General features: G+C 55.3%; 29 protein-coding genes and 1 tRNA gene. 28 read left to right on the top strand and 2 right to left on the bottom strand.

Going from position 1 to position 20,229, the window contains the following annotated elements; all coding sequences use genetic code 11:
- Nucleotides 1–256: 256 nt before the first annotated feature.
- The gene (locus ABFV38_RS18995) at nt 257–760 is read left to right on the top strand and encodes a hypothetical protein (protein WP_348957816.1); all 504 of its coding nucleotides are present in this window, start codon (nt 257–259) and stop codon (nt 758–760) included.
- Nucleotides 757–1,104: a hypothetical protein gene (locus ABFV38_RS18990; protein ID WP_348957814.1), complete on the top strand. Its 348-nt coding sequence runs from the start codon at nt 757–759 to the stop codon at nt 1,102–1,104. The genes ABFV38_RS18995 and ABFV38_RS18990 overlap by 4 nt, the downstream gene beginning before the upstream one ends.
- Nucleotides 1,105–1,159: 55 nt before the next feature.
- Here ABFV38_RS18990 and ABFV38_RS18985 read toward each other — a convergent pair whose 3' ends face one another.
- Nucleotides 1,160–1,735 (bottom strand): phage repressor protein CI, encoded by a 576-nt coding sequence (locus ABFV38_RS18985; RefSeq protein WP_045910040.1) that lies wholly within the window; start codon nt 1,733–1,735, stop codon nt 1,160–1,162.
- Nucleotides 1,736–1,962: 227 nt separating this feature from the next.
- Here ABFV38_RS18985 and ABFV38_RS18980 point away from each other — a divergent pair, with 227 nt between their 5' ends.
- From ABFV38_RS18980 to ABFV38_RS18860, 25 genes are all read left to right on the top strand, one after another.
- A complete protein-coding gene (locus ABFV38_RS18980; protein WP_048028937.1) occupies nt 1,963–2,301 on the top strand; it encodes a DUF5347 domain-containing protein in 339 nt (112 codons plus the stop codon).
- 68 nt (nt 2,302–2,369) lie between these two features.
- On the top strand, nt 2,370–2,597 hold the full coding sequence (locus ABFV38_RS18975) for a DUF2732 family protein (RefSeq protein WP_348957811.1): 228 nt from the start codon (nt 2,370–2,372) through the stop codon (nt 2,595–2,597).
- Nucleotides 2,597–2,818, top strand: a complete 222-nt coding sequence (locus ABFV38_RS18970; RefSeq protein ID WP_048028939.1) for a TraR/DksA family transcriptional regulator — start codon at nt 2,597–2,599, stop codon at nt 2,816–2,818. Before ABFV38_RS18975 ends, ABFV38_RS18970 begins: the two co-directional genes overlap by 1 nt.
- A gap of 1 nt (nt 2,819) precedes the next feature.
- The gene (locus ABFV38_RS18965) at nt 2,820–5,009 is read left to right on the top strand and encodes a replication endonuclease (RefSeq protein ID WP_348957809.1); all 2,190 of its coding nucleotides are present in this window, start codon (nt 2,820–2,822) and stop codon (nt 5,007–5,009) included.
- A 109-nt stretch (nt 5,010–5,118) separates the two neighbouring features.
- The gene (locus tag ABFV38_RS18960) at nt 5,119–5,559 is read left to right on the top strand and encodes a DinI-like family protein (protein ID WP_348957807.1); all 441 of its coding nucleotides are present in this window, start codon (nt 5,119–5,121) and stop codon (nt 5,557–5,559) included.
- 178 nt (nt 5,560–5,737) lie between these two features.
- Nucleotides 5,738–5,941 carry a tail protein X gene (locus tag ABFV38_RS18955; protein ID WP_024906438.1) on the top strand — a complete coding sequence of 68 codons (204 nt, stop codon included), beginning with the start codon at nt 5,738–5,740 and terminating at the stop codon, nt 5,939–5,941.
- A complete protein-coding gene (locus ABFV38_RS18950; RefSeq protein ID WP_023616187.1) occupies nt 5,932–6,153 on the top strand; it encodes an HP1 family phage holin in 222 nt (73 codons plus the stop codon). The genes ABFV38_RS18955 and ABFV38_RS18950 overlap by 10 nt, the downstream gene beginning before the upstream one ends.
- Nucleotides 6,137–6,646, top strand: coding sequence for a lysozyme (locus tag ABFV38_RS18945; RefSeq protein WP_111967455.1), 510 nt, complete (start codon nt 6,137–6,139; stop codon nt 6,644–6,646). The genes ABFV38_RS18950 and ABFV38_RS18945 overlap by 17 nt, the downstream gene beginning before the upstream one ends.
- Nucleotides 6,643–7,068 (top strand): Rz-like lysis system protein LysB, encoded by a 426-nt coding sequence (lysB, locus tag ABFV38_RS18940; RefSeq protein ID WP_348957804.1) that lies wholly within the window; start codon nt 6,643–6,645, stop codon nt 7,066–7,068. Before ABFV38_RS18945 ends, lysB begins: the two co-directional genes overlap by 4 nt.
- Entirely contained in the window at nt 6,956–7,201 is a 246-nt protein-coding gene (gene lysC / locus ABFV38_RS18935; RefSeq protein ID WP_229226321.1) for an Rz1-like lysis system protein LysC, read from the top strand. Before lysB ends, lysC begins: the two co-directional genes overlap by 113 nt.
- Nucleotides 7,164–7,631, top strand: a complete 468-nt coding sequence (locus ABFV38_RS18930) for a phage tail protein (RefSeq protein WP_045910033.1) — start codon at nt 7,164–7,166, stop codon at nt 7,629–7,631. Before lysC ends, ABFV38_RS18930 begins: the two co-directional genes overlap by 38 nt.
- Nucleotides 7,632–7,743: 112 nt before the next feature.
- Nucleotides 7,744–8,385: a phage baseplate assembly protein V gene (locus ABFV38_RS18925; protein WP_045910032.1), complete on the top strand. Its 642-nt coding sequence runs from the start codon at nt 7,744–7,746 to the stop codon at nt 8,383–8,385.
- Nucleotides 8,382–8,732, top strand: coding sequence for a GPW/gp25 family protein (locus ABFV38_RS18920; RefSeq protein WP_045910031.1), 351 nt, complete (start codon nt 8,382–8,384; stop codon nt 8,730–8,732). Before ABFV38_RS18925 ends, ABFV38_RS18920 begins: the two co-directional genes overlap by 4 nt.
- 5 nt (nt 8,733–8,737) lie before the next feature.
- Nucleotides 8,738–9,646, top strand: a complete 909-nt coding sequence (locus ABFV38_RS18915; protein ID WP_348957801.1) for a baseplate assembly protein — start codon at nt 8,738–8,740, stop codon at nt 9,644–9,646.
- Complete coding sequence (locus ABFV38_RS18910; RefSeq protein ID WP_104950071.1) at nt 9,639–10,169, top strand: phage tail protein I; 531 nt, start codon at nt 9,639–9,641, stop codon at nt 10,167–10,169. Before ABFV38_RS18915 ends, ABFV38_RS18910 begins: the two co-directional genes overlap by 8 nt.
- A gap of 11 nt (nt 10,170–10,180) precedes the next feature.
- On the top strand, nt 10,181–12,259 hold the full coding sequence (locus tag ABFV38_RS18905; protein WP_348957799.1) for a tail fiber protein: 2,079 nt from the start codon (nt 10,181–10,183) through the stop codon (nt 12,257–12,259).
- 1 nt (nt 12,260) lies between these two features.
- Entirely contained in the window at nt 12,261–12,692 is a 432-nt protein-coding gene (locus tag ABFV38_RS18900) for a tail fiber assembly protein (protein WP_348957797.1), read from the top strand.
- Between the two features lie 287 nt (nt 12,693–12,979).
- Nucleotides 12,980–14,167: a phage tail sheath protein gene (locus tag ABFV38_RS18895; protein ID WP_023616179.1), complete on the top strand. Its 1,188-nt coding sequence runs from the start codon at nt 12,980–12,982 to the stop codon at nt 14,165–14,167.
- An 11-nt stretch (nt 14,168–14,178) separates the two neighbouring features.
- Entirely contained in the window at nt 14,179–14,697 is a 519-nt protein-coding gene (locus ABFV38_RS18890; RefSeq protein WP_045910027.1) for a phage major tail tube protein, read from the top strand.
- Between the two features lie 56 nt (nt 14,698–14,753).
- The gene (locus ABFV38_RS18885; protein ID WP_023616177.1) at nt 14,754–15,056 is read left to right on the top strand and encodes a phage tail assembly protein; all 303 of its coding nucleotides are present in this window, start codon (nt 14,754–14,756) and stop codon (nt 15,054–15,056) included.
- Between the two features lie 32 nt (nt 15,057–15,088).
- Entirely contained in the window at nt 15,089–15,208 is a 120-nt protein-coding gene (locus ABFV38_RS18880) for a GpE family phage tail protein (protein ID WP_023616176.1), read from the top strand.
- Entirely contained in the window at nt 15,201–17,462 is a 2,262-nt protein-coding gene (locus ABFV38_RS18875; protein ID WP_348957794.1) for a phage tail tape measure protein, read from the top strand. Before ABFV38_RS18880 ends, ABFV38_RS18875 begins: the two co-directional genes overlap by 8 nt.
- Nucleotides 17,463–17,473: 11 nt before the next feature.
- On the top strand, nt 17,474–17,938 hold the full coding sequence (locus tag ABFV38_RS18870) for a phage tail protein (protein WP_111967458.1): 465 nt from the start codon (nt 17,474–17,476) through the stop codon (nt 17,936–17,938).
- Nucleotides 17,935–19,089 carry a phage late control D family protein gene (locus tag ABFV38_RS18865; RefSeq protein ID WP_348957792.1) on the top strand — a complete coding sequence of 385 codons (1,155 nt, stop codon included), beginning with the start codon at nt 17,935–17,937 and terminating at the stop codon, nt 19,087–19,089. Before ABFV38_RS18870 ends, ABFV38_RS18865 begins: the two co-directional genes overlap by 4 nt.
- A 67-nt stretch (nt 19,090–19,156) precedes the next feature.
- The gene (locus ABFV38_RS18860) at nt 19,157–19,357 is read left to right on the top strand and encodes an ogr/Delta-like zinc finger family protein (protein ID WP_048224951.1); all 201 of its coding nucleotides are present in this window, start codon (nt 19,157–19,159) and stop codon (nt 19,355–19,357) included.
- Between the two features lie 71 nt (nt 19,358–19,428).
- Here ABFV38_RS18860 and ABFV38_RS18855 read toward each other — a convergent pair.
- A tRNA-Ile gene (locus ABFV38_RS18855) sits at nt 19,429–19,504 on the bottom strand.
- A gap of 124 nt (nt 19,505–19,628) precedes the next feature.
- On the opposite strand from ABFV38_RS18855, the gene mug reads away from it, so the two are divergent.
- Nucleotides 19,629–20,135 (top strand): G/U mismatch-specific DNA glycosylase, encoded by a 507-nt coding sequence (gene mug / locus ABFV38_RS18850; protein WP_008503183.1) that lies wholly within the window; start codon nt 19,629–19,631, stop codon nt 20,133–20,135.
- Nucleotides 20,136–20,229 lie beyond the last annotated feature (94 nt).

Raw genomic sequence — 20,229 nt, 5'->3', positions numbered from 1 at the left:
TTTGTGTTTACGGTTCCCGCTCTGCCAGTGTTGCCACGCTTGAAGAGTGAGCCAACATTGGCGATTCGTTGTTCAAAGAGTATTAATAAACGCCTCAAAATCCAACGGCACGCGCATTTTTATTACACTAAACCTAAATTTATTTTTTTTAGTTGACCTTTATATCTATGAGTGATTTGTTAATAGCATTCAGGGATGTTAATGCCTCGGGGTGTCTCTCTGAAAAATAAGCAAGGATATATATAAAGGTAACGGTATGCGATTTTTAAAATATATAATTATTCCAGCAATAGTGAGTCTTTCTGGCTGCAGTACTTTCTTTCCTGAGCCGAAAATGTACACGCCACCGCCGAGTAGCGAGGATGTCGCTAAGCTTCGTCTCATTGGCCCGCCGATGAGTTATGGCATCTATCAGTATGATAAATATGGTAAAGAAACAGGTGGGTGGGTACTTAAGCACAATCGTTATTTGAACCCTTTCCTTGGGTCGACGAAAGATATTGGTCTCCCTAAAGTCACGGGCAAGAAATACGATAAAGACTATTTCGAAACGTTGATTGTGCCAGATGAAAAAACCACTATCCAGCACGCTTTATATCAGGGATGTAATGTATCGCTGACTTTCACGCCAGAAAAGAAAAAGATCTACGAAGGGCATATTAGCTATAGCGATAAAACGGGATATTGCGTGCTTTATATGAAAGAAGTCGCGCTTGATACCGTCAATGGCATTTATGTTGAAAAGGATTTTGTACAGTGAAAGCCATTAACTTTTTAGGTGTGGCGTTAACCTGTCTCCTGAGCGCCTCATGTGCATCGAACTACGACGGAACCAAGGCGACAAGCCTGGCTCAGTATTCGGAAAAAGAGATAAAGCAGAAGCTGATCCCAGAGGTCACGACCCGCAAAGATGTCCTGATTGCTTTTGGCGTACCAGCAAATACGGCTGACTACAATAATGCGCGCCACTGGGAGTATACGTCGCAGATCATCGATCGTCGTATCTATCTCATCATTCCTCTTAATCTGGATCGCAAGCAGCATCTGTCCGTCGATTTTTCTGACAAAGGAATTCTGACTTCTTACAACTACATCGAAAAATAGCGTTTAAAATCAACCAAAAGGCTGGCGAATCTCGTCAGCCTTGGATTTAGTATCCTCAGCTTACTTCGCTATAGATCCCCACCACGCGTCCCACCGTTTTTATCTCGTCGATACCGCATTCAAAGGGAACCTTGCCGCCCGCCACGTGAAGTTTTTTCCCGGGCAGCAGCGTCAGGTCGCGGATGCTGGCGGTGCCTTCAATCTCAACAAGCCACAGTCCGTCGGTTAACGACGCCTCTTTTTCGATAAAGTGCAGTTTCCCCTCCGCGCGGACGGCGATGCCGCGCGTCAGCGGTTTGCTAAAGAAAGCAGCGTCGATACTCAAAATGGAATTTTCTTCCAGCCTTCCGTCACTGAGTGTGAATGTCGCAACCGAAACGGGATCGCCCGGGGCGGGGTTTCCTGCAAACTGCGCACCCTGGCCGGTCATCAGCCAGCGGAGGCTGGCGCCAGTGTCCAGCGCACACTGAACCGCAAAGTCGTAAGAGATGGTACCGCGCGCGTAGCGGTTCTGAAGCGAGCTGGCGGCGATATTAAAGTGTCGGGCCAGCTGAATTTTCTGCGTGAAACCATATACCTGACAGATTCTATCGAGCAATTCTTCATTATTCACTTGAGAATCTAGTATCAAAATATATTCCTTTGGGTGTTTACTAATACTCATTTGGGTATTAGTATCATTACAAATTCGGGCAATCAGCGGCAGACGTTGGCAAACTGAGGCTAATGATTGCAGGCATTATCAAAATGGGAATCATGCAGCATGGCTTCCGAAATCGCAATCCTCAAACGGCGGAAAAAGCCGTGCTCTGCCCGTTTTGAACGCATTAGCGTGCATACATTTATGCGAGGGGAGATATGGCGATAGAAGCTGCCTGTGCAAGGGTTCCACTAAGTGTGGGGGCGCGTCTTAGCGGGCTTAACCACATCGCTGAACTGCGCGCCCGCTACGGGAGCGATAGCGGGAAAGAGCTGGCGCGGTTTATGGCCGACATGCGCGATAAGCGCGATCCCTTTTTTGAGGAGAACAGCAGGGCGCTGGCCGCTCTCTTTTTCCTGGCGAGATTACCCGTCGCCCGTCATGAGTGCGATATCAGCGAGCTGACCACAGAGGAGAAAAGAGCGCTAATTACCGCGATGAATCATTTTCGTGCTGTTGTGAGTTTATTTCCTGAACGGCTGACCATGCCGTTGTAACCCAACCCAAAAACGAATGGCGTAAACCCGCCGGGCACCCTGTTGCCTGAATTTAAGGAGAACGCGTAATGCGACACAGTGAAAACCGCCCTTATCCGATCGGAAGTGAAGAACTGCAACGCCTGCTGATGGAGGCAAAAATAGAGGAACGATGCGCGCGCGCCCTTGCGGTCTCCCTGCGTCTGGAGGCGCTGGCGAGCCAGATCTACAAAACCGGCATGAGCGGAGAAGACGTTGCCGAACTGCTGTGCCACGAGGCGGCTCGCTACGAGCGTGAATCCCAGGAGCTGCACTGATGGCCGATTTTATCGATCTTGCCCAGGCGCGCGAGCAGGAAGACAGAGAGCGCCACATTAATAGCGCCCGCAGACGACCCGCATCGCCTTCACGTTTCTTCTGCGAGGAGTGCGAGGCTCCAATACCGCAGGCGCGCCGTATGGCGGTGCCCGGCGTGGCCCTGTGCGTCACCTGTCAGGAGATCGCGGAGATGAAAAATAAACACGTCCGGGGAGGGTGAGTTGGCTACGTCATTCGCTTATCCGTGGAATGCGCCGCGGTCAGCCATCGCCAGCCCTTATCTTACCCATGCCCAGCAGCAGCGTCGCGATCGCTTCTTCGCGACGCTGCAGCAGGCAAGAATGGCCCTCTCACAGCAGCCTGACTGCGTGCGTTTTGAGGTCTGGCGCGCCGTTGACGCCCTCGAACAGCATCGGGGCAATCCGCAGGCTAACGCCTTTTTGATCCGCTTCTGCCACAGGATATTGCCCCGCCTGCGGCGGGTCTCTGAACGCTATGCCTGCGCAGGTTTGCATGACGCAGTCTCCCGAGCCGTGTTTAAAGGCCATTTCGATACCCAGCTTCTGCAGTACCTTGCCTCGCGAATGGTTGAACTGGTTGCCCGCTATAACCGTCTGCCGGATATGTCCCGCGCGGATATCGACCTGCTGGCCGCCGATATTGCCAGCTTTATTCGCGGCGAGCTGGCGAATATTAACGATGCTGATATGGGCGAATACCAGACGCTGTACATCTGGTATCAGCGCGCTGGACTGATCGCCCGGCAGTTCAACGTGTCGCCTCCGCACTGGGAGCGGGTGTCGAAGAAATTTTTCAACAAAGACGATGTTGCCGCCGCGGTGATGCGGATGTTTTCCGAGGCGTGGTGGCGCGGGCGTTTACGTCGGATCGCGGCTGCCTGGCGCGAGCATTTGCAGATTGCCCTCGGCAACGTCAGCAAAAAGAGAATGGCGTACGCGAGCAAACGCTGCGTGACCGAGTGGCGCGAGCAGAAGCGCCGCACCCGTGAATTTCTCAAGGGCATGGAGCTGGAAGATGAAGAAGGCAACCGCATTAGCCTGATTGAAAAATACGATAGTTCGGTGGCCAACCCGGCGATACGTCGCTGTGAACTCATGACCCGCATTCGCGGGTTTGAAAATATCTGTCAGGCGCTGGGCTATGTGGGCGAATTCTATACCTTAACCGCCCCCGCGCAGTATCACGCCACCGTGAAATCGGGCTACCCCAACGCGAAGTGGAACGGGGCCAGCCCGGCGAAGACGCAAGGCTACCTCACCCGGGTGTGGGCGCGCATCCGCGCAAAGCTGCACCGGGAAGGTCGCCGTATTTTTGGTATCCGCGTCGCGGAACCCCATCACGACGGTACGCCCCACTGGCACATGCTGATGTTTATGCGGCCGGAAGACGTCGAATGCGTTCGCCGGATTATAGGGGACTACGCCCGGGAGGAGGATGCCGCTGAGCTGCAGAGCGAAAGCGCCAGACAGGCTCGCTTTCACGCGGACGCGATCGATCCGCAGAAAGGCAGCGCTACCGGCTATATCGCCAAATACATCTCAAAGAATATCGACGGCTATGCGCTCGATGGCGAGACCGATAACGAAAGCGGCGGCCTGCTGAAGGAGACGGCGTCCGCCGTATCGGCCTGGGCAGGGCGCTGGCACATTCGCCAGTTTCAGTTCATCGGCGGCGCGCCGGTAACAGTCTACCGCGAGCTGCGCCGACTGGCAGACGCAGAGACCGCGCGTGGTCTGAGCGTCGAGTTTGCTGCCGTCCATGAAGCTGCCGACGCCGGTGACTGGGCGGGTTACGTCACTGCACAGGGCGGCCCGTTTGTGCGTCGCGATGATTTACAGGTGCGCACGCTGTATGAGCCGGGTACCGGATTTAACCAGTACGGCGAAGAAACGGTCCGCATCCGCGGCGTGTACGATTCCGCCGTCGGCGCGGGCAGCCCGGTTTTAACCCGGCTCACGCAGTGGAAAATTGTGCCGAAGCGGACCCAGGAGCCTGAGAATGTAACTGCGCCTTCTCGGAGTTCTGTCAATAACTGTACGCTGAGCGATCTCTCTCAACCCCTTAACCGGCGTGCGAGACGGGCATTAACCGAGCGTATTAAGCGCATCCGGCCCGGCGCAGCGGCGCCCTTTGTCTACGAGCGGGATCCGCAGAACGGGGTCCCGGAGAAGGTGATTGATGAGGTTTGGCTCGCCACCGGAATCGCCATCAGCCGCGCAGAGGCCCTGCATCTTATGGCGGGCGGCGTAAGCCGCTTTAACGACAAATGGTGCAGAGGCGCAACTGACGGATCGCTCTTTCCGGCAGCGCGTTCTTATCAGCACAAGGCGCGGAAAATCCTTGAACGTATTGGGCATTTATCGGATCTGTTCGCTCTGAGAGCACGCTAATCTCCATCGATATCATGCACATACCGTGAAGAGTTCTGATTTTTCGCTTCACTCTTTTTATGAATACGTGTTACTGTATGTTTATACAGTATCTCGTGGTGGAGGTTGTGTGGACAGAGAGTTGAACGAGCAGGTCATGATTGAACGCGTCGAGATGATTGCTCGACTGACGACAGAAGGAACATGTCAGGAAAGAGATCGTGAGATTGCCCTGAATTTGATTGCTGAGATTGCGCGGGGAAATTTAATCAAAAACAATGCGTTTACCGTTGTTTTCTCAGCATCGCCTGTTCCGGAACGCATCAAAAAAGAGAGTAACGTTCGGGTGAACATTACCCTCGATAAAGACCAGCAGATTGGCCATGGCGTCGTCGAGGCCTTCCAGAACGAACTGACCCGCCGAATAAGATCCCTGTTCCCGTCATCGCGGGTGACCGTGAAAATAGGATCGATGACGGGAGTAGAGCTCCAGGGGCTTGAAGGAGAAGCCGATCGCGAGATGCTGGATAATATTCTCCGGGAAGTCTGGGAAGACGAGAGCTGGCGCTAGCCCAGCGTCATTACCCGAACGCACGCCCTCATTCAGATTTTGCGCTTTCGTTGACCCACGCTTCGCTGCATGTGGACGGTCTGTTGTGTCCGCGATTGTCCATCCTTCAGCGATAGCGAAAAGGCCGCCAGCCCGGGAAACTCTACAGTACCTGGTAACCGGATGTTGGGAGCGTCTGATGAAGATCTATGCAATGCAGGGGGACACGCTTGATGCCGTTTGCGCCCGCTATTATGGGCGCACGGCTGGCGTCGTAGAAGCCGTTCTGAAGGCCAATCCTGGCCTCGCGGAGTCAGGCGTTATCTTGCCTCACGGCACGCCGGTAGAGATGCCGGAGGTAAATAGCGCCCCCACCAAAGAATCCGTAAATCTATGGGACTGAGCCTGGAGAAAATCACCACGTTTATCGCCTACTGGCTGGCCGTGGCGCTGGCCTGGTTCGGGGCGATGTCTCCTGAAAAGGTCGCGCTGTACGTGGGGAGTGTTTGCGCCATTTTTACCGCGCTGACGAACTACTGGTTTAAGCGAAAAACCTGGCGCTATCTCCAGTCGCTGGGCCTCGATAAGAAGAGCATTCGTGAACTCAATCATTAAGCGTTGCAGCGTCGCCGGCGTGCTGGCCCTGGCGGTGCTGATGCCCGATTTTCGTTTACTGAAAACGTCCCCTGAGGGGCTGGCGCTGATTGCCGATCTCGAAGGTTGTCGCCTCTCGCCCTATCGGTGCAGCGCTGGGGTATGGACGTCAGGCATTGGCCACACGGCAAACGTTGTGCCGACGCGGGACATTACCGAGCGTGAGGCCGCGGTAAATCTGGTTGCTGATGTGCTTAACGTTGAGCGACGGCTGGCGACGTGCGCGCCGGTGGAGATGCCGCCGCGGGTCTACGACGCGCTGGTGAGTTTTACCTTTAATGTTGGCGCAGGCGCCGCCTGCCGTTCGACTCTGGTGTCTTTTATTAAGCGTAAACAGTGGTCGCAGGCATGCGGCGAGCTTACCCGCTGGGTGTACGTCAACGGCGTCAAAAACACCGGTCTGGAAAACCGCCGTGTCCGCGAGAAGGCCTGGTGCATGAAGGGGCTGCCATGAGAGTCCTCATGCTGCTGCTGGCCGGGCTGCTGGCGATCGCGCTGTGGCTTCGTCATGACAACCAGACCCTGTCCCGTTCCTTAGCCACGGCCAACCGGGTCGCCAGCGAACACAAAAATGCCCTCGCCACGCTCAACCATCAGCTGTCCCAGTCGCAACGGATGGCCAGAGCAAACGAAAACGCCCAGGTCAGGCTCCGTGAAGAGCTTGTCGCTGCGGGTGAGGAGAGGGCAAGACGGGAAGCGACTATCGGGAGATTACTCAATGAAAATGAAGCGTTACGCCGCTGGTATACCGCTCAGCTGCCTGATGCTGTCCGCAGGTTGCACACCCGCACCGCCTGCGCCTCCGCAGCCCATTGTTTACAACGCCTGCCCGAAGGTGAGCCGCTGCCCGATGCCGGGAAGCGAACCCGCCACTAACGGCGATCTCAGCGCCGATATTCGCAGGCTTGAGTACGCCCTTATCGCCTGCGCGCTGCAGGTTGAAACCATTAAAGACTGTCAGGATAAACTCGATGCACAAACTCAAGAGCCTGCGTCAGGCATTAATTGACGCGATCCCCCAACTGAATGCCAACCCGGAGCGCCTGCAGATGTCGGTCGGCAGCGGCAATATAGACGCCCGCCTGGCCTCCTCGCTCTCCTTTGAAAAACGGTATGTGCTGAACGCGAAGGTTAGCGGTTTCACCGGCGACAGCGAGGGATTTTTTGTCCCGGTACTGGCCTGGCTGCGGGAAAACCAGCCGGACATTTTTACCCTCGATGACGGACGCAAAAACGGATACACCTTCGCGATCGTTTTAAACGATGACGCTACGATGGATATCAGCATCAGCATGCAATTAACCGAGCGCATTCTTGTTTCCGAGGAACAGGGCGTTCTGCACGCAACCTATTCCCCGGAGCCGCCGCTGCCGGAGCCCGTCACGCGTCCGAAGGCGTTGTACATCAACGGTGAGCTGGTCAGCCAGTGGGAGGACTAAGCTCCCCACGCTGAAGGCCGCCAGCCGCCAGCTGTCTGGACCGCTTGTTGTATCATCCCGCAGAAAACCCCGTCTCGTTGCTGCCGTTCCTCCTGAACGGCATTCTCTTCTCATGAATACATTAACTTCCATGCACGGTATCGCTCGCGCGATCCGCAATCTGATTCGTATCGGTGTTGTGACCGACGTTGACCTCAACAGAGGGCTTTGTCGTGTCCAGACCGGCGGGATGAAAACCACCTGGCTGAACTGGCTAACCTGCCGTGCGGGACGTTCGCGCGTGTGGTGGGCCCCTTCCGAGGGAGAGCAGGTGCTGCTGCTGGCCATCGGCGGTGAGCTGGATACCGCCTTTGTGCTGCCCGGCATTTTCTCTGATGACCATCCGGCACCGTCCGGGTCGCCTGACGCGTTCCACGTCGCATTCCCTGACGGCGCGGTGATCGAGTACGAACCCGGACGCGGGGCGCTGACGGTTTCAGGCATTAAAACGGCCGACATTTCCGCTTCTGAATCGCTGACCGCTACCGTGCCGGAGGTGCGGGTCATCTCAACGTCCCGTATCACGCTGGATACGCCTGAAGTGGTGTGTACCAACAAGTTAATTACCGCCTCGCTGGAAGTGCAGAAGGGCGGGGTGATGACCGGAAATATTGAGCACTCCGGCGGTAAATTGACCTCCAACGGGGTGCAGGTGGACAACCACGCGCACGGCAGTGTGCAAAGCGGCGGAAGCTGGACTAAGGGGACACAATGACGGTGCGTTACAGGGGAATGAACAGGCAGACCGGGCTAAGCCTTTCAGAGGCTGACCACATCCGGCAGAGCGTGCGCGACATTCTGGTTACGCCGATTGGCTCGCGGGTCATGCGCCGGGATTACGGCTCGCTGCTGGCGGCGATGATCGACAGGCCGCAGAGCCCGGCGCTGCGCCTGCAGATCATGGCCGCCTGTTATTCCGCCATCCAGAAATGGGAGCCGCGGATAAGCCTGACGGCCATCACTTTCGAACGTTCGGAGAACGACGGGACGTTGTATGTCGATATTACCGGCTCGCGCCCGACCTCCGGACAATCTTTTTCTATCACCATTTCACTGAGTTAAACGCTATGGCTATTGTTGATCTGAGCCAGCTCGCCGCGCCTGATGTCGTGGAGGAGGTGGATTATGAAACGCTGTTGGCAGAACGAAAGGCCACCTTTGTCTCGCTCTATCCGGAAGAGGAGCGAGAGGCGATTGCACGGACGCTGACGCTGGAATCCGAGCCGATTGTGAAGCTGCTGCAAGAGAATGCTTACCGGGAAGTTATCTGGCGCCAGCGTGTAAACGAGGCTGCACGGGCGGTCATGTTGGCCTATGCGGCAGGCCGCGACCTGGACCAGATCGGGGCAAACGCGAACCTTGCGCGTCTGACGATTACCCCTGCTGACGACACCACGTTACCGCCCACTCCGGCTGTGATGGAGTCCGATACCGACTTTCGTCTGCGCATCCAGCAGGCACCGGAAGGGCTGAGCGTGGCCGGTTCGACGGGCGCGTATCAGTTCCATGGCCGCAGTGCAGATGGTCGGGTGGCTGACATTTCCGTCATTAGCCCACAGCCCGCAAACGTCACGGTTTCCGTGCTCTCCAGGGAAAATAACGGCGTAGCGTCTGAGGAACTGCTCGCCGTTGTTCGCAATGCGCTGAACGATGAGGACGTCAGGCCCGTTGCCGACCGCGTGACCGTCCAGTCGGCCAACATTGTCGACTACAGCATTGAAGCATCGCTTTTCATTTTTCCCGGCCCCGAAAGTGAACCGGTACTCAATGCGGCAAGAGCCCGATTACAGACCTACATCACGGCTCAGCATCGGCTGGGACGCGATATCCGCAAGTCAGCCATTTACGCTGCCCTTCACGTGGAAGGGGTGCAGCGGGTGGAACTGACCGCACCCGCGGCTGACATCGTGCTTGATGAAACCCAGGCCTCCTGGTGCAGCCACTACAGCGTAACCGTGGGGGGAAACGATGAGTAATGCCCGCCTTTTACCGGTTGGCTCATCGACGCTTGAGGTCGCCGCGGCGCGCGCCTGTGCGGACATCGAAAATACGCCGGTTCCGCTGCGCCATCTCTGGAATGCGGACACCTGTCCGGCGAATTTGCTGCCCTGGCTGGCGTGGGCGTTTTCGGTTGACCGCTGGGATGAGAACTGGCCGGAGGCCACCAAACGGGAGGTGATCCGCGCCGCGTGGTTTATTCATGCCCACAAGGGAACGATAGGCGCTGTACGTCGCGTGGTGGAGCCGCTTGGCTATCTGATTAATGTTACCGAGTGGTGGCAAACCAACGATCCGCCCGGCACCTTCCGCCTTGATATCGGCGTACTGGACACGGGCATCACCGAGGAAATGTATTACGAAATGGAGAGGCTTATTGCTGATGCAAAGCCTGCCAGCCGCCACCTTATTGGCCTGAATATCATCCAGGACATTCCGGGTTATCTCTATACCGGCGCCCTGAGCTATGACGGCGACATCATCACGGTTTATCCCGGATAAGTGAGAGCACAATGACAGTAAAATATAAAACGGTTATCACCAAAGCCGGTGCCGAAAAACTGGCTGCCGCGACCGTCCCGAACGGCAAGAAAGTCAATTTTACGGCGATGGCCGTGGGTGACGGTGGCGGTGTGTTGCCAACGCCAAACGCAAACCAGACGAAACTCATCAATGAAGTCTGGCGTCAAGCGCTGAATAAAATCAGCCAGGACAAAAAGAATAAAAACTATGTCGTGGCGGAGCTGCTGATCCCTCCTGAGGTTGGCGGTTTCTGGATGCGCGAGATGGGGTTGTATGACGATGCCGGAACGCTGATTGCGGTCGGGAATATGGCTGAAAGCTATAAACCCACGCTGGTGGAGGGGTCGGGTCGCGCGCAGACATTGCGAATGGTCATCATGGTAAGCGATATCGCATCCATCGAGCTGACGATTGACACCTCAACGGTGATGGCGACGCAGGATTACGTCGACGGTAAGCTCGCTGAGCACGAGCTTTCACGCCGCCATCCCGATGCGACCCTTGCTGCGAAGGGCTTTACGCAGCTCAGCAGCGCCATTGACAGTGCTTCCGAGGTGCTCGCAGCAACGCCTAAAGCGGTAAAGGCAGCGTACGACCTGGCTAACGGGAAATACACGGCTGCGGACGCAACGACGGCACGAAAGGGCATCGTTCAGCTCAGTAGTGCTACTGACAGCCTGTCTGAATTGCTGGCGGCGACGCCGAAAGCGGTGAAGACTGCGTACGATCTGGCAAACGCCAAGTACACCGCGGTGGATGCTACTACGGCGCGCAAGGGGCTTGTCCAGCTCAGCAGTGCGATCGACAGCGTGTCCGAGGTGCTGGCAGCGACGCCTAAGGCGGTGAAGGTCGCGTATGATCTGGCTAATGGGAAGTATACGGCTGCGGATGCAACAACGACGCAAAAGGGCATCGTTCAGCTCAGTAACGCGACTGACAGTACGTCCGAGACAGTTGCCGCGACGTCGAGAGCGGTTAAGGCCGCGAATGATAATGCCAGCGGGCGCGTGCCGTCAGGGCGAAAGATTAATGGTTATGCGCTAACAAATGATTTTAATATTACTGCCCAGGACATTTTTAACGGTCAAGCTGTAGGAATTGGCAATGCTGCTGACTTAAATGCTTACACGACACCAGGGCTGTATTACCAGCCAGCAAATGCGCAGGCCGCAACAGGGAAAAATTACCCTGAGGCAAATGCCGGTTCGCTGGAAGTCTATAAGCATGCTGGTTTCACGCAGATTTACCGGATTTATAACAGCTCTCGCACATACATTCGCACGCTTTACAGTGGCGTGTGGTCAGCCTGGAGCAGGCAGTATGATGAGGCCAATAAACCAACGGCTGTGGATGTTAGTGCGATCCCCCTGGCGGGCAGCACCGCAGTAAGCGGGGTAGTTAGAAATTCAGCAGAATTTCAAAGCATTTCGGCAAACAGCTATCGTATGGTTTATGGTAACTACGGTGCTTTTTGGCGTCAGGATGGTAGCAATTTATATCTCATGCTGACTAATAGCGGAGATCAGTACGGCAGTTATAACAGCCTTCGTCCTTTAGCGGTTAGCTTGTCTTCTGGTGATGTAACCATGGGTAAGCTGAATTTAACAAATTTTCAGTATTTCGACGCTCGTTATTATACCAAAGCGCAATCGGATGCAGCCTACATGGCGAAAACGGGCGCATATACCAAAGCAGAGAGCGACGGACGATTTCAGCCCAAAGGGAGTTATACGCCTGCAGGCCAGGCCTATACCAAAGCAGAATCGGATGCCCGATACGGCGTTGGGAAAACGACGACGGGTAATAACAACGCCTACTACACACACGGCAATGGAGCTGTTTTCATGCAGGCTGTAAGAGGGATCTCTATTGGTAATAACACCGCCGTCACCGTGACTCTGCCTACGTCATTCCCTAATGGCATTTTGGGGACGGGGGTCAGCTATTACGGTTCTGGAGGCAATAACTCGGACTCGTTTTATCTATGCACTCCGGTTGGGAAAAATCAGGTGAAAATTGAAACCCATAACTGCACTGGAACATTTTCGTTAATTGTCTCGGGTTATTGATATGAATAAATATTTTAGTAATACAGAGAGTAGTTTTTACCTTGAGGAAACTGTTGAGGTGTACGAAGAACAAGGTATTTCTGTTCCCTCAGATCTGATGAAAATAACCGACTCAGAATATGAATCATTTATGGTGTCACCAGACAGAAAGACGCCACGATTCAATATCAATCGTAATTGCATGGAGTGGGTCGACATAGCTCCGCCCTCAAAAGAAGAGGCTATTCAACATGCCGATTCATTGAAAGCACAATTGATGTCTGTTGCTACTCAGGCCATCTTACCGTTACAGGATGCTGTTGATTTAGAGATGGCTACTGATAAAGAGACGACTTTACTGACGGAGTGGAAAAAGTATCGTGTACGTCTAAACCGTATTGACGTCAATGCAGCACCAGATATTGAATGGCCTGAATCACCGTCAAGCGAATAAATAAACTTCAACTTATAGTGCACCCTAATAGCTGGACATCCCGTTATTGAGGTGCACTTTTCTATAACAAAGAAAATACTCCCTCAAAAAATTCTTATACCAGTAACTCTGGAACAACCATTGCTGTTTAATTAGACAATAAAATTATCATCAGCGATCAAAGCTCCGGGTGAATCAATTCAACTGCTCATTGTTCGTTGTGCTGTCCTACCGCCAACGGCATTACGTTTCATACCTCCTTCGCCCAAGAGAAAATAGCCTCACCACTAAACGAAGGAGTTAACCGGATGGGCGACTATCACCACGGCGTGGAAGTTATCGAAATCAACGATGGCACCCGCACCATTTCCACCGTCTCGACGGCAATCATCGGTATGGTCTGTACGGCCAGCGATGCTGACGACAAGACATTTCCTTTAAACGAGCCCGTGCTCATTACCAACGTGCAAACTGCGATTGCGAAAGCCGGCAAGGCGGGGACGCTGTCCGCTTCTCTGCAGGCGATCGCCGACCAGTGTAAACCGGTTGTCGTTGTTGTTCGCGTGGCCGAAGGCACCGCTGAAACCCCGGAAGAGGCGCGCAAACAGACCGTTTCCAACATCATCGGTACCACCGATGAAAACGGCAAATATACCGGCCTGAAGGCACTTCTGACCGCGAAAACGGTAACCGGCGTTAAGCCACGTATTCTCGGCGTGCCGGGGCTGGATTCTCAGGAAGTGGCAACCGCGCTGGCCGCGATGTGCCAGAGCCTGCGCGCGTTCGGCTATGTCAGCGCATGGGAATGTAAAACCATTTCTGAGGCGATCGACTACCGCAAAAACTTCAGCCAGCGCGAGCTGATGGTTATCCACCCTGATTTTCTGGCATGGGATACCACCACGAACGCAACGACGACGGCCTGGGCAACCGCTCGCGCGCTTGGCCTGCGCGCCAAAATCGACCAGACCATCGGCTGGCATAAAACCCTGTCAAACGTTGGCGTCAACGGCGTCACGGGCGTAAGCGCTTCTGTCTCCTGGGATCTGCAGGAACAGGCTACCGATGCGAACCTGCTAAACCAGGCGGGCGTCACCACGCTGATTCGCAACGACGGCTTCAAATTCTGGGGTAACCGTACCTGCTCAGACGATCCGTTATTCGTCTTTGAAAACTACACCCGTACCGCGCAGGTGCTGGCCGATACCATGGCGGAAGCGCACGCGTGGGCGATGGATAAACCCATCACCCCAACGCTTATCCGCGACATCGTTTCCGGTATTAATGCCAAGTTCCGCGAGCTGAAAACCAATGGCTATATCGTCGACGGCTCCTGCTGGTATGACCCTGAGTCGAACGACGCAACCACCCTGAAAGCGGGGAAACTGTATATCGATTACGACTACACCCCTGTCCCGCCGCTGGAAAATCTGACCCTGCGCCAGCGCATCACCGATACCTATCTGGCAGACCTGTCAGATTCGGTTAATAGCTAAGGAGCTGAAGCATGGCGTTACCACGCAAACTTAAATACCTGAATATGTTCAACGATGGCCTGAGCTATATGGGCGTTGTTGAGTCTGTGACCCTACCGAAGCTTACCCGCAAGCTGGAGAAGTATCGCGGCGGCGGTATGCCGGGCTCGGTCTCTGTCGATCTCGGTCTGGACGATGATGCCCTGGCGCTGGAGTGGACCGTTGGCGGTCTGCCGGACGCCGCGCTGTGGGCGCAGTACGCTTCTCCGGGCGCGGACAGCGTGCCGCTGCGCTTTACCGGCTCTTTCCAGCGTGATGATACCGGCGAAATCTCCGCCGTCGAAATCGTCATGCGCGGCCGTCATAAAGAGTTTGATGGCGGCGAGAACAAGCAGGGCGAAAGCGGCACCACCAAGATGTCCACCGAGTGCGCGTACTACCAGCTGACCATTGATGGCAAAGAGATCATCGAGATCGACATCATCAACATGGTGCTGAAAGTCGACGGCGTCGATCGTCTGGCTGAACACCGTAAGGCCATCGGCCTGTAACCCTTTAACCGGCCGGGATAGCCGGCCGGTAAGCTAACTTTCAGAAGAGTAATGAAATGGAAAATAGCAACGAGAACGCCATGAACAACAGCTCATACATCGTCACGCTTGATAGTCCCGTTCTGCGCGGTGAGCAAAAAATTGAACAGGTGACGGTCTCCAAACCGAATGCCGGGACTCTGCGTGGGATCTCGCTGGCCTCGCTGGCGCAATCCGACGTTGATGCGCTGATCAAGGTGCTGCCGCGAATGACCTCGCCGGCTCTGACCGAGCATGAAGTTGCGCGTCTGGATGCCTGCGATCTGCTCTCTTTTGCCGGTAAGGTGATCGGTTTTTTGTCACCGGCTTCGGCTCGCTGAGATTTCCCGAAAACCTGTCGGTCGACGATCTGATGGCGGATATCGCGGTGATTTTTCACTGGCCGCCGTCAGAACTGTACTCCCTTAGCGTGACCGAACTCCTCTTATGGCGCGAAAAAGCGCTGCAGCGAAGCGGAAACCACCATGAGTAATAATGTCAGTCTTCAGGAGCTGCTTAAGGCAGTTGATCGTGCAAGCCGACCGCTTAACGCTCTTCAGAACGCCAGCCTGACTCTCGCGAGCGATATCCATGATTCGCAGACGGCGCTGGGGGCGCTCGACGAGCAGGCGGGGCGCATTAACGGCTTCAGAAATGCAAATGCCCAGCTCGCCACGACGGAGCAGTCGCTTGCTCAGGCGAAACAGCAGGCGGCGGCGCTGGCGTTGCAGTTTAAAAACACACAAAACCCTACTCAGGCACAGGCTGATGCGCTGTCCGCAGCCCGAAAATCGGCAGCCAACCTCAAGCTTGAGTACAACAGCTTACGTTACTCGGTACAGCGTCAGCGGACTGAACTCGCTCAGGCGGGAATCAACACGCGAACGCTTTCGTCGGATGAGCGTCGTTTAAAAAGTCAGATCGGCGAAAAAACGCAGCAGCTTAACCGACAGCGGGATGCGCTGGCCCGCGTCAATCAGCAGCAGGCGCAACTGAGTACCGTTCAGAATCGCTACGAGTCAGGCAAACGCGTTGCCGCGCGGGTGCATCAACTGGCTAATGCGGGCGTGGGCATGGCCAAGGCGGGCTTTGATCAGACGTCCCGGTTTATGGCGCCTGGCATCAGTTTTGAAAAACAGATGTCGACTATTCAGGCAAGCCTTGGTCTGGATAAGGGCGACGCCCGGCTTGAGGCCATTCGCCAGCAGGCGCGGGAGGTCAGTGCCAGGACCGGAGTACCCGCAGATACGGTCGTCCGTGCACAAACCGAACTGGCTCGTTCAGGCTACGACGCCGATGGGGTTATTGCTGCCACTGTACCCACGGTTAACCTCAGCCTGGCGGGGAATGTCGACGCGGCTAAAGCGGCCGATATTCTCAGCAGCACCCAGGCCGCCTATAACCTGGCCAATACGGATGCGGGACGCATCGCAGATCTACTTACCCGCGGGTTTACCTCTTCGAACACCAGTCTCATTGAGATGGCGGCGGCCATCACCTCCGCTGCGCCCGCTGCGGATGCGACAGGTATGGGTCTTGAAGAGACAATCGCGCAGCTTGGCGTTCTGACGGAAAAGGGAATGAACGGTGCCGCCGCCGGGGACGCGCTCAGCGCGATGCTGCGACAGCCACAGGCTCCGGATGCACTGCGTTCAGCCGCGGGTAACGGCGCGCTTGATAAAAAACGCCAGCAGTTGCAGGGGGAAACAGGCAGTGCCGCGCTCGTGGCTTCCGTGCAGACCGACAATCTTGACGGCGATATCAGCAAATTCCAGGCCGCGTGGAGCGGGCTGAAGATTGACGTATTTGATAAAGCAGATGGCGCTTTGCGCAACCTGATAACAACCGCAACCGGCTGGCTTGGCACGGCCTCCCTGTGGGTGAATGCCAACCCTGAGCTGACGCAGACCCTTGCCAGCATTGTTGTCGGCGCGCAGGCGTTTGCTGGGGTACTGGGTGGCGTAGGCACGGTTATTGGTCCGGTTCTGACGGGCATCAATATGGTTATTACCGCGGCCGGGATGTTAGGAACGGTATTCAGCGTGGTGGGCGGGGCCGTCATGACGGTGCTGGGCGCCCTTAGCTGGCCGGTGATAGCCCTTGGCGCGGCGATTGCCGCCGGTGCTTTGCTGATTTTCAAATACTGGGAGCCCATCAGCGCCTTCTTTGGCGGGGTGATTGAGGGACTGTCTGCGGTCTTCGCACCGCTGGGCGAGCTGTTCTCTCCGCTCTTACAGGCGTTTGGTTTCATTTCAGAAAAACTGGGCGGGATATGGCAGTGGTTCACCGATTTGATTGCGCCGATTAAGGCGACGCAGGAAACGTTGGATAGCTGTAAAAACGCTGGCGTGATTTTTGGACAGGCGCTGGGTGATGCGTTAATGGCACCGCTTAATCTCTTTAACAGCCTGAGCGGCAAGGCCAGCTGGCTGCTGGAGAAACTCGGTCTTATCAAAAACGAGTCGGGTCATCTCGACGCCGCGGCGGCAAAAGCAGACGCGACATCCTCTCCTGCGGGCAGTTCGTCCATTCCGGTGGCGGGGATCTCTGGCGTCGGCCAGGGGTATCAGCCCACCCTCGTGCCGGGAGGACGCTCTTACGTCGATCAGAGTAAAAGCGAATATCACATCACACTGCAGGGGAGTGCGGCCTCCGCAACGGATCTGACGCGTCAAATCCGGGAGGAAATCGAGAACAGTGAGCGTGATAAAGCGAGACAGCGGCAAGCCAGCTTTACGTACGGTTGAGGAGAGAGAACATGTTAATGGTGCTGGGTCTGTTTGTCTTTGAACGACGAACTTTACCCTATCAGACAATGCAGTTTACAAAGGACTACCGCTGGGCGTCCAACGACCGGATCGGGAAACCTAAAGCCTGGCAGTACCTTGGCGAAGGCGAGACATCTTTTACCCTCTCCGGACTGCTTTACCCGGAGCTCACGGGAGGGCGGCTTTCCCTTAAGGCGGTCGAGCTGATGGCGAATGAGGGGAGGGCATGGCCGTTGATAGACGGAACCGGCATCATTCACGGCATGTTTATCATTGAGAAAGTCACGCATACGCATTCGGATTTTTACAGTGACGGTACTGCCCGAAAAATTAATTTTACGCTGGAACTGAAACGCGTGGACGAATCGCTGATGACGATGTTTGGCGATCTGAGAACCCAGGCCGAAGAGCTGGTGACGAGCGCACGTAATAGCATTGGAGGGCTGGTGGGATGATCACCGAAATGAATATCCGGGCGGGTGGGAAAATCGCCCCTGATTTTATGCTTAAGCTTGACGATCGCGATGTAACACAGAATTTCAGCCACCGCCTTATCAGTCTGAGCATGATCGACAAACGTGGGCTGGAAGCCGATCAGCTGGATATTCAACTGGATGATTCCGACGGGCTGCTAGACTTGCCGGCCCGGGGGGCTAGGCTCTCCTTATGGCTGGGATGGGAGGGAACCCCGCTCCAGCCGAAAGGGAGCTTTACGATCGATACGATTGAGTTTCGGGGCGCACCGGACACGCTAACGATTCGGGGATGCAGCGCGGATTTTCGTGGAAAGCTAAACGTGCGGCGCGAACAGTCGTGGCATGACACGACGATTGGCGCGATAGTCAACACTATTGCTCAGCGTAACCAGTTAACTGCCAGCGTTGCGGCAGGTCTTTCATCGATTGCCATTTCTCATATCGATCAGTCTCAGGAGACAGACGCTGCGTTTCTCTCCCGACTGGCCGAACGTAATGGCGCCTTTGTTTCAATCAAAGCCGGGAAGATTATCTTTATGAAAGCGGGCCAGGCCGTGACGGCCAGCGGCACGCCGATTCCCTTAATGATGATTGAGCGTGGGGATGGCGATAAGCATCTTTTTTCCGTCGCTGACCGTGAAAATTATTCCGGCGTGACAGCCAAATGGCTGCAAACGCGCGACCCAAAGCAACAAAATCCTCAATTGAGTATTTCATGTCAATCAGGGGGGCAGCCGACAGAAGCACTGCAGCACCCGGATGCCGTCGCACCAGTAGCGGAAACAGGAGGCAAGGAGCAGAAGCCGCAAGAGAGGCTGGTGGGATCGGCGGAGAACGTATTTGAGCTTACCACGGTTTATGCCTCTGAAGAGCAGGCGCTCAGGGCCGCAGAGGCTAAGTGGCGCGCGCTTCAGCGGGGAACCGTAGAGTTTTCCATCCAGCTTGCCCTGGGACGCGCCGATCTGTTCCCAGAAACGCCGGTGCTGGTAAACGGTTTTAAACGCGTCATCGACGAGCAGGCGTGGATCATCAGCGAAGTGGTGCATACCCTCAACGATAGCGGATTTACCACGCAGCTTAAGCTTGAGCTGAACGTCAGCGACGAAAAATTTACTGTTGATAGTGAGTAATTTAGTTGCTATTGGTTTTATTTTGGGTATTATTGATTCACAAAATGTGAATTAAATGGAGGGGTACATGTTTCATTGTCCTAAGTGCAAGCATTCAGCGCATGCGCGTACCAGTCGCTATTTAAGTGAAAATACCAAAGAGCGCTATCACCAGTGCACCAATGTTGACTGCAGCTGTACGTTCGTGACGATGGAGTCCGTGGAGCGCCTGATTGCGACTCCTGGTGCCTCTGGACGTGTCCAGGCGGCTTCGCTGAGCCAGGGTTAGCGGGTTTAAAAAAAACAATAAAAAAGCCACTCAATTGAGTGGCTTAATTATATGATTCTAAAGCTAAAATTTGGTGGCCCCTGCTGGACTTGAACCAGCGACCAAGCGATTATGAGTCGCCTGCTCTAACCACTGAGCTAAGGGGCCGTGGCGGTGAATTATAAAGTAACTCCCCGCAGCAATCCAGCCATTCACACCTGCCTGCTGTTTTTATAAACAACGCATAATCAATCCTTTATACTTCCCTGACGATGTATCAGCGGGAGTAAAGATGATCAACGATATTCTGGCCCCTGGCCTGCGGGTGGTGTTCTGCGGAATTAACCCTGGCAAGTCCTCGGCGCACACCGGTTTTCACTTTGCCCATCCGGGCAATCGCTTCTGGAAGGTGATCTACCAGGCCGGGTTTACCGACAGGTTACTCAAGCCTGAAGAGGAGCAGCACCTGCTGGACACGCGCTGCGGAATCACCATGCTGGTCGAGCGGCCGACGGTGCAGGCAAGCGAGGTCAACCTGCATGAGCTGCGCAGCGGCGGGCGGGAGCTGGTGAAGAAGATTGAAGACTACCAGCCTGCCGCGCTGGCGATCCTCGGCAAGCAGGCCTACGAGCAGGCATTTAGCCAGCGCGGAGCTAAGTGGGGTAAGCAGAGCATTATGATTGGCGTGACGCAGGTGTGGGTGTTGCCGAACCCGAGCGGGCTCAACAGGGCGACGCTGGACAAGCTGGTAGAGGCGTATCGGGAGCTGGATGAGGCGCTGATGGTGCGGGGGCTTTAAGCCTCTGCGGCCTGGATGCCCTCACCCTCTCCCCACATGACTGAGGGATCCCCACAACGTTATGGCAGCACGGAACAGTCCCCTCGCCCCTCCG

The sequence above is a fragment of the Enterobacter cloacae complex sp. Mu1197 genome, from assembly GCF_040059225.1.
GTDB lineage: Bacteria > Pseudomonadota > Gammaproteobacteria > Enterobacterales > Enterobacteriaceae > Enterobacter > Enterobacter quasiroggenkampii.
The sequence above is the reverse complement of the archived record's forward strand: the minus strand, read 5'-3'. Positions and strand labels throughout refer to the sequence as shown.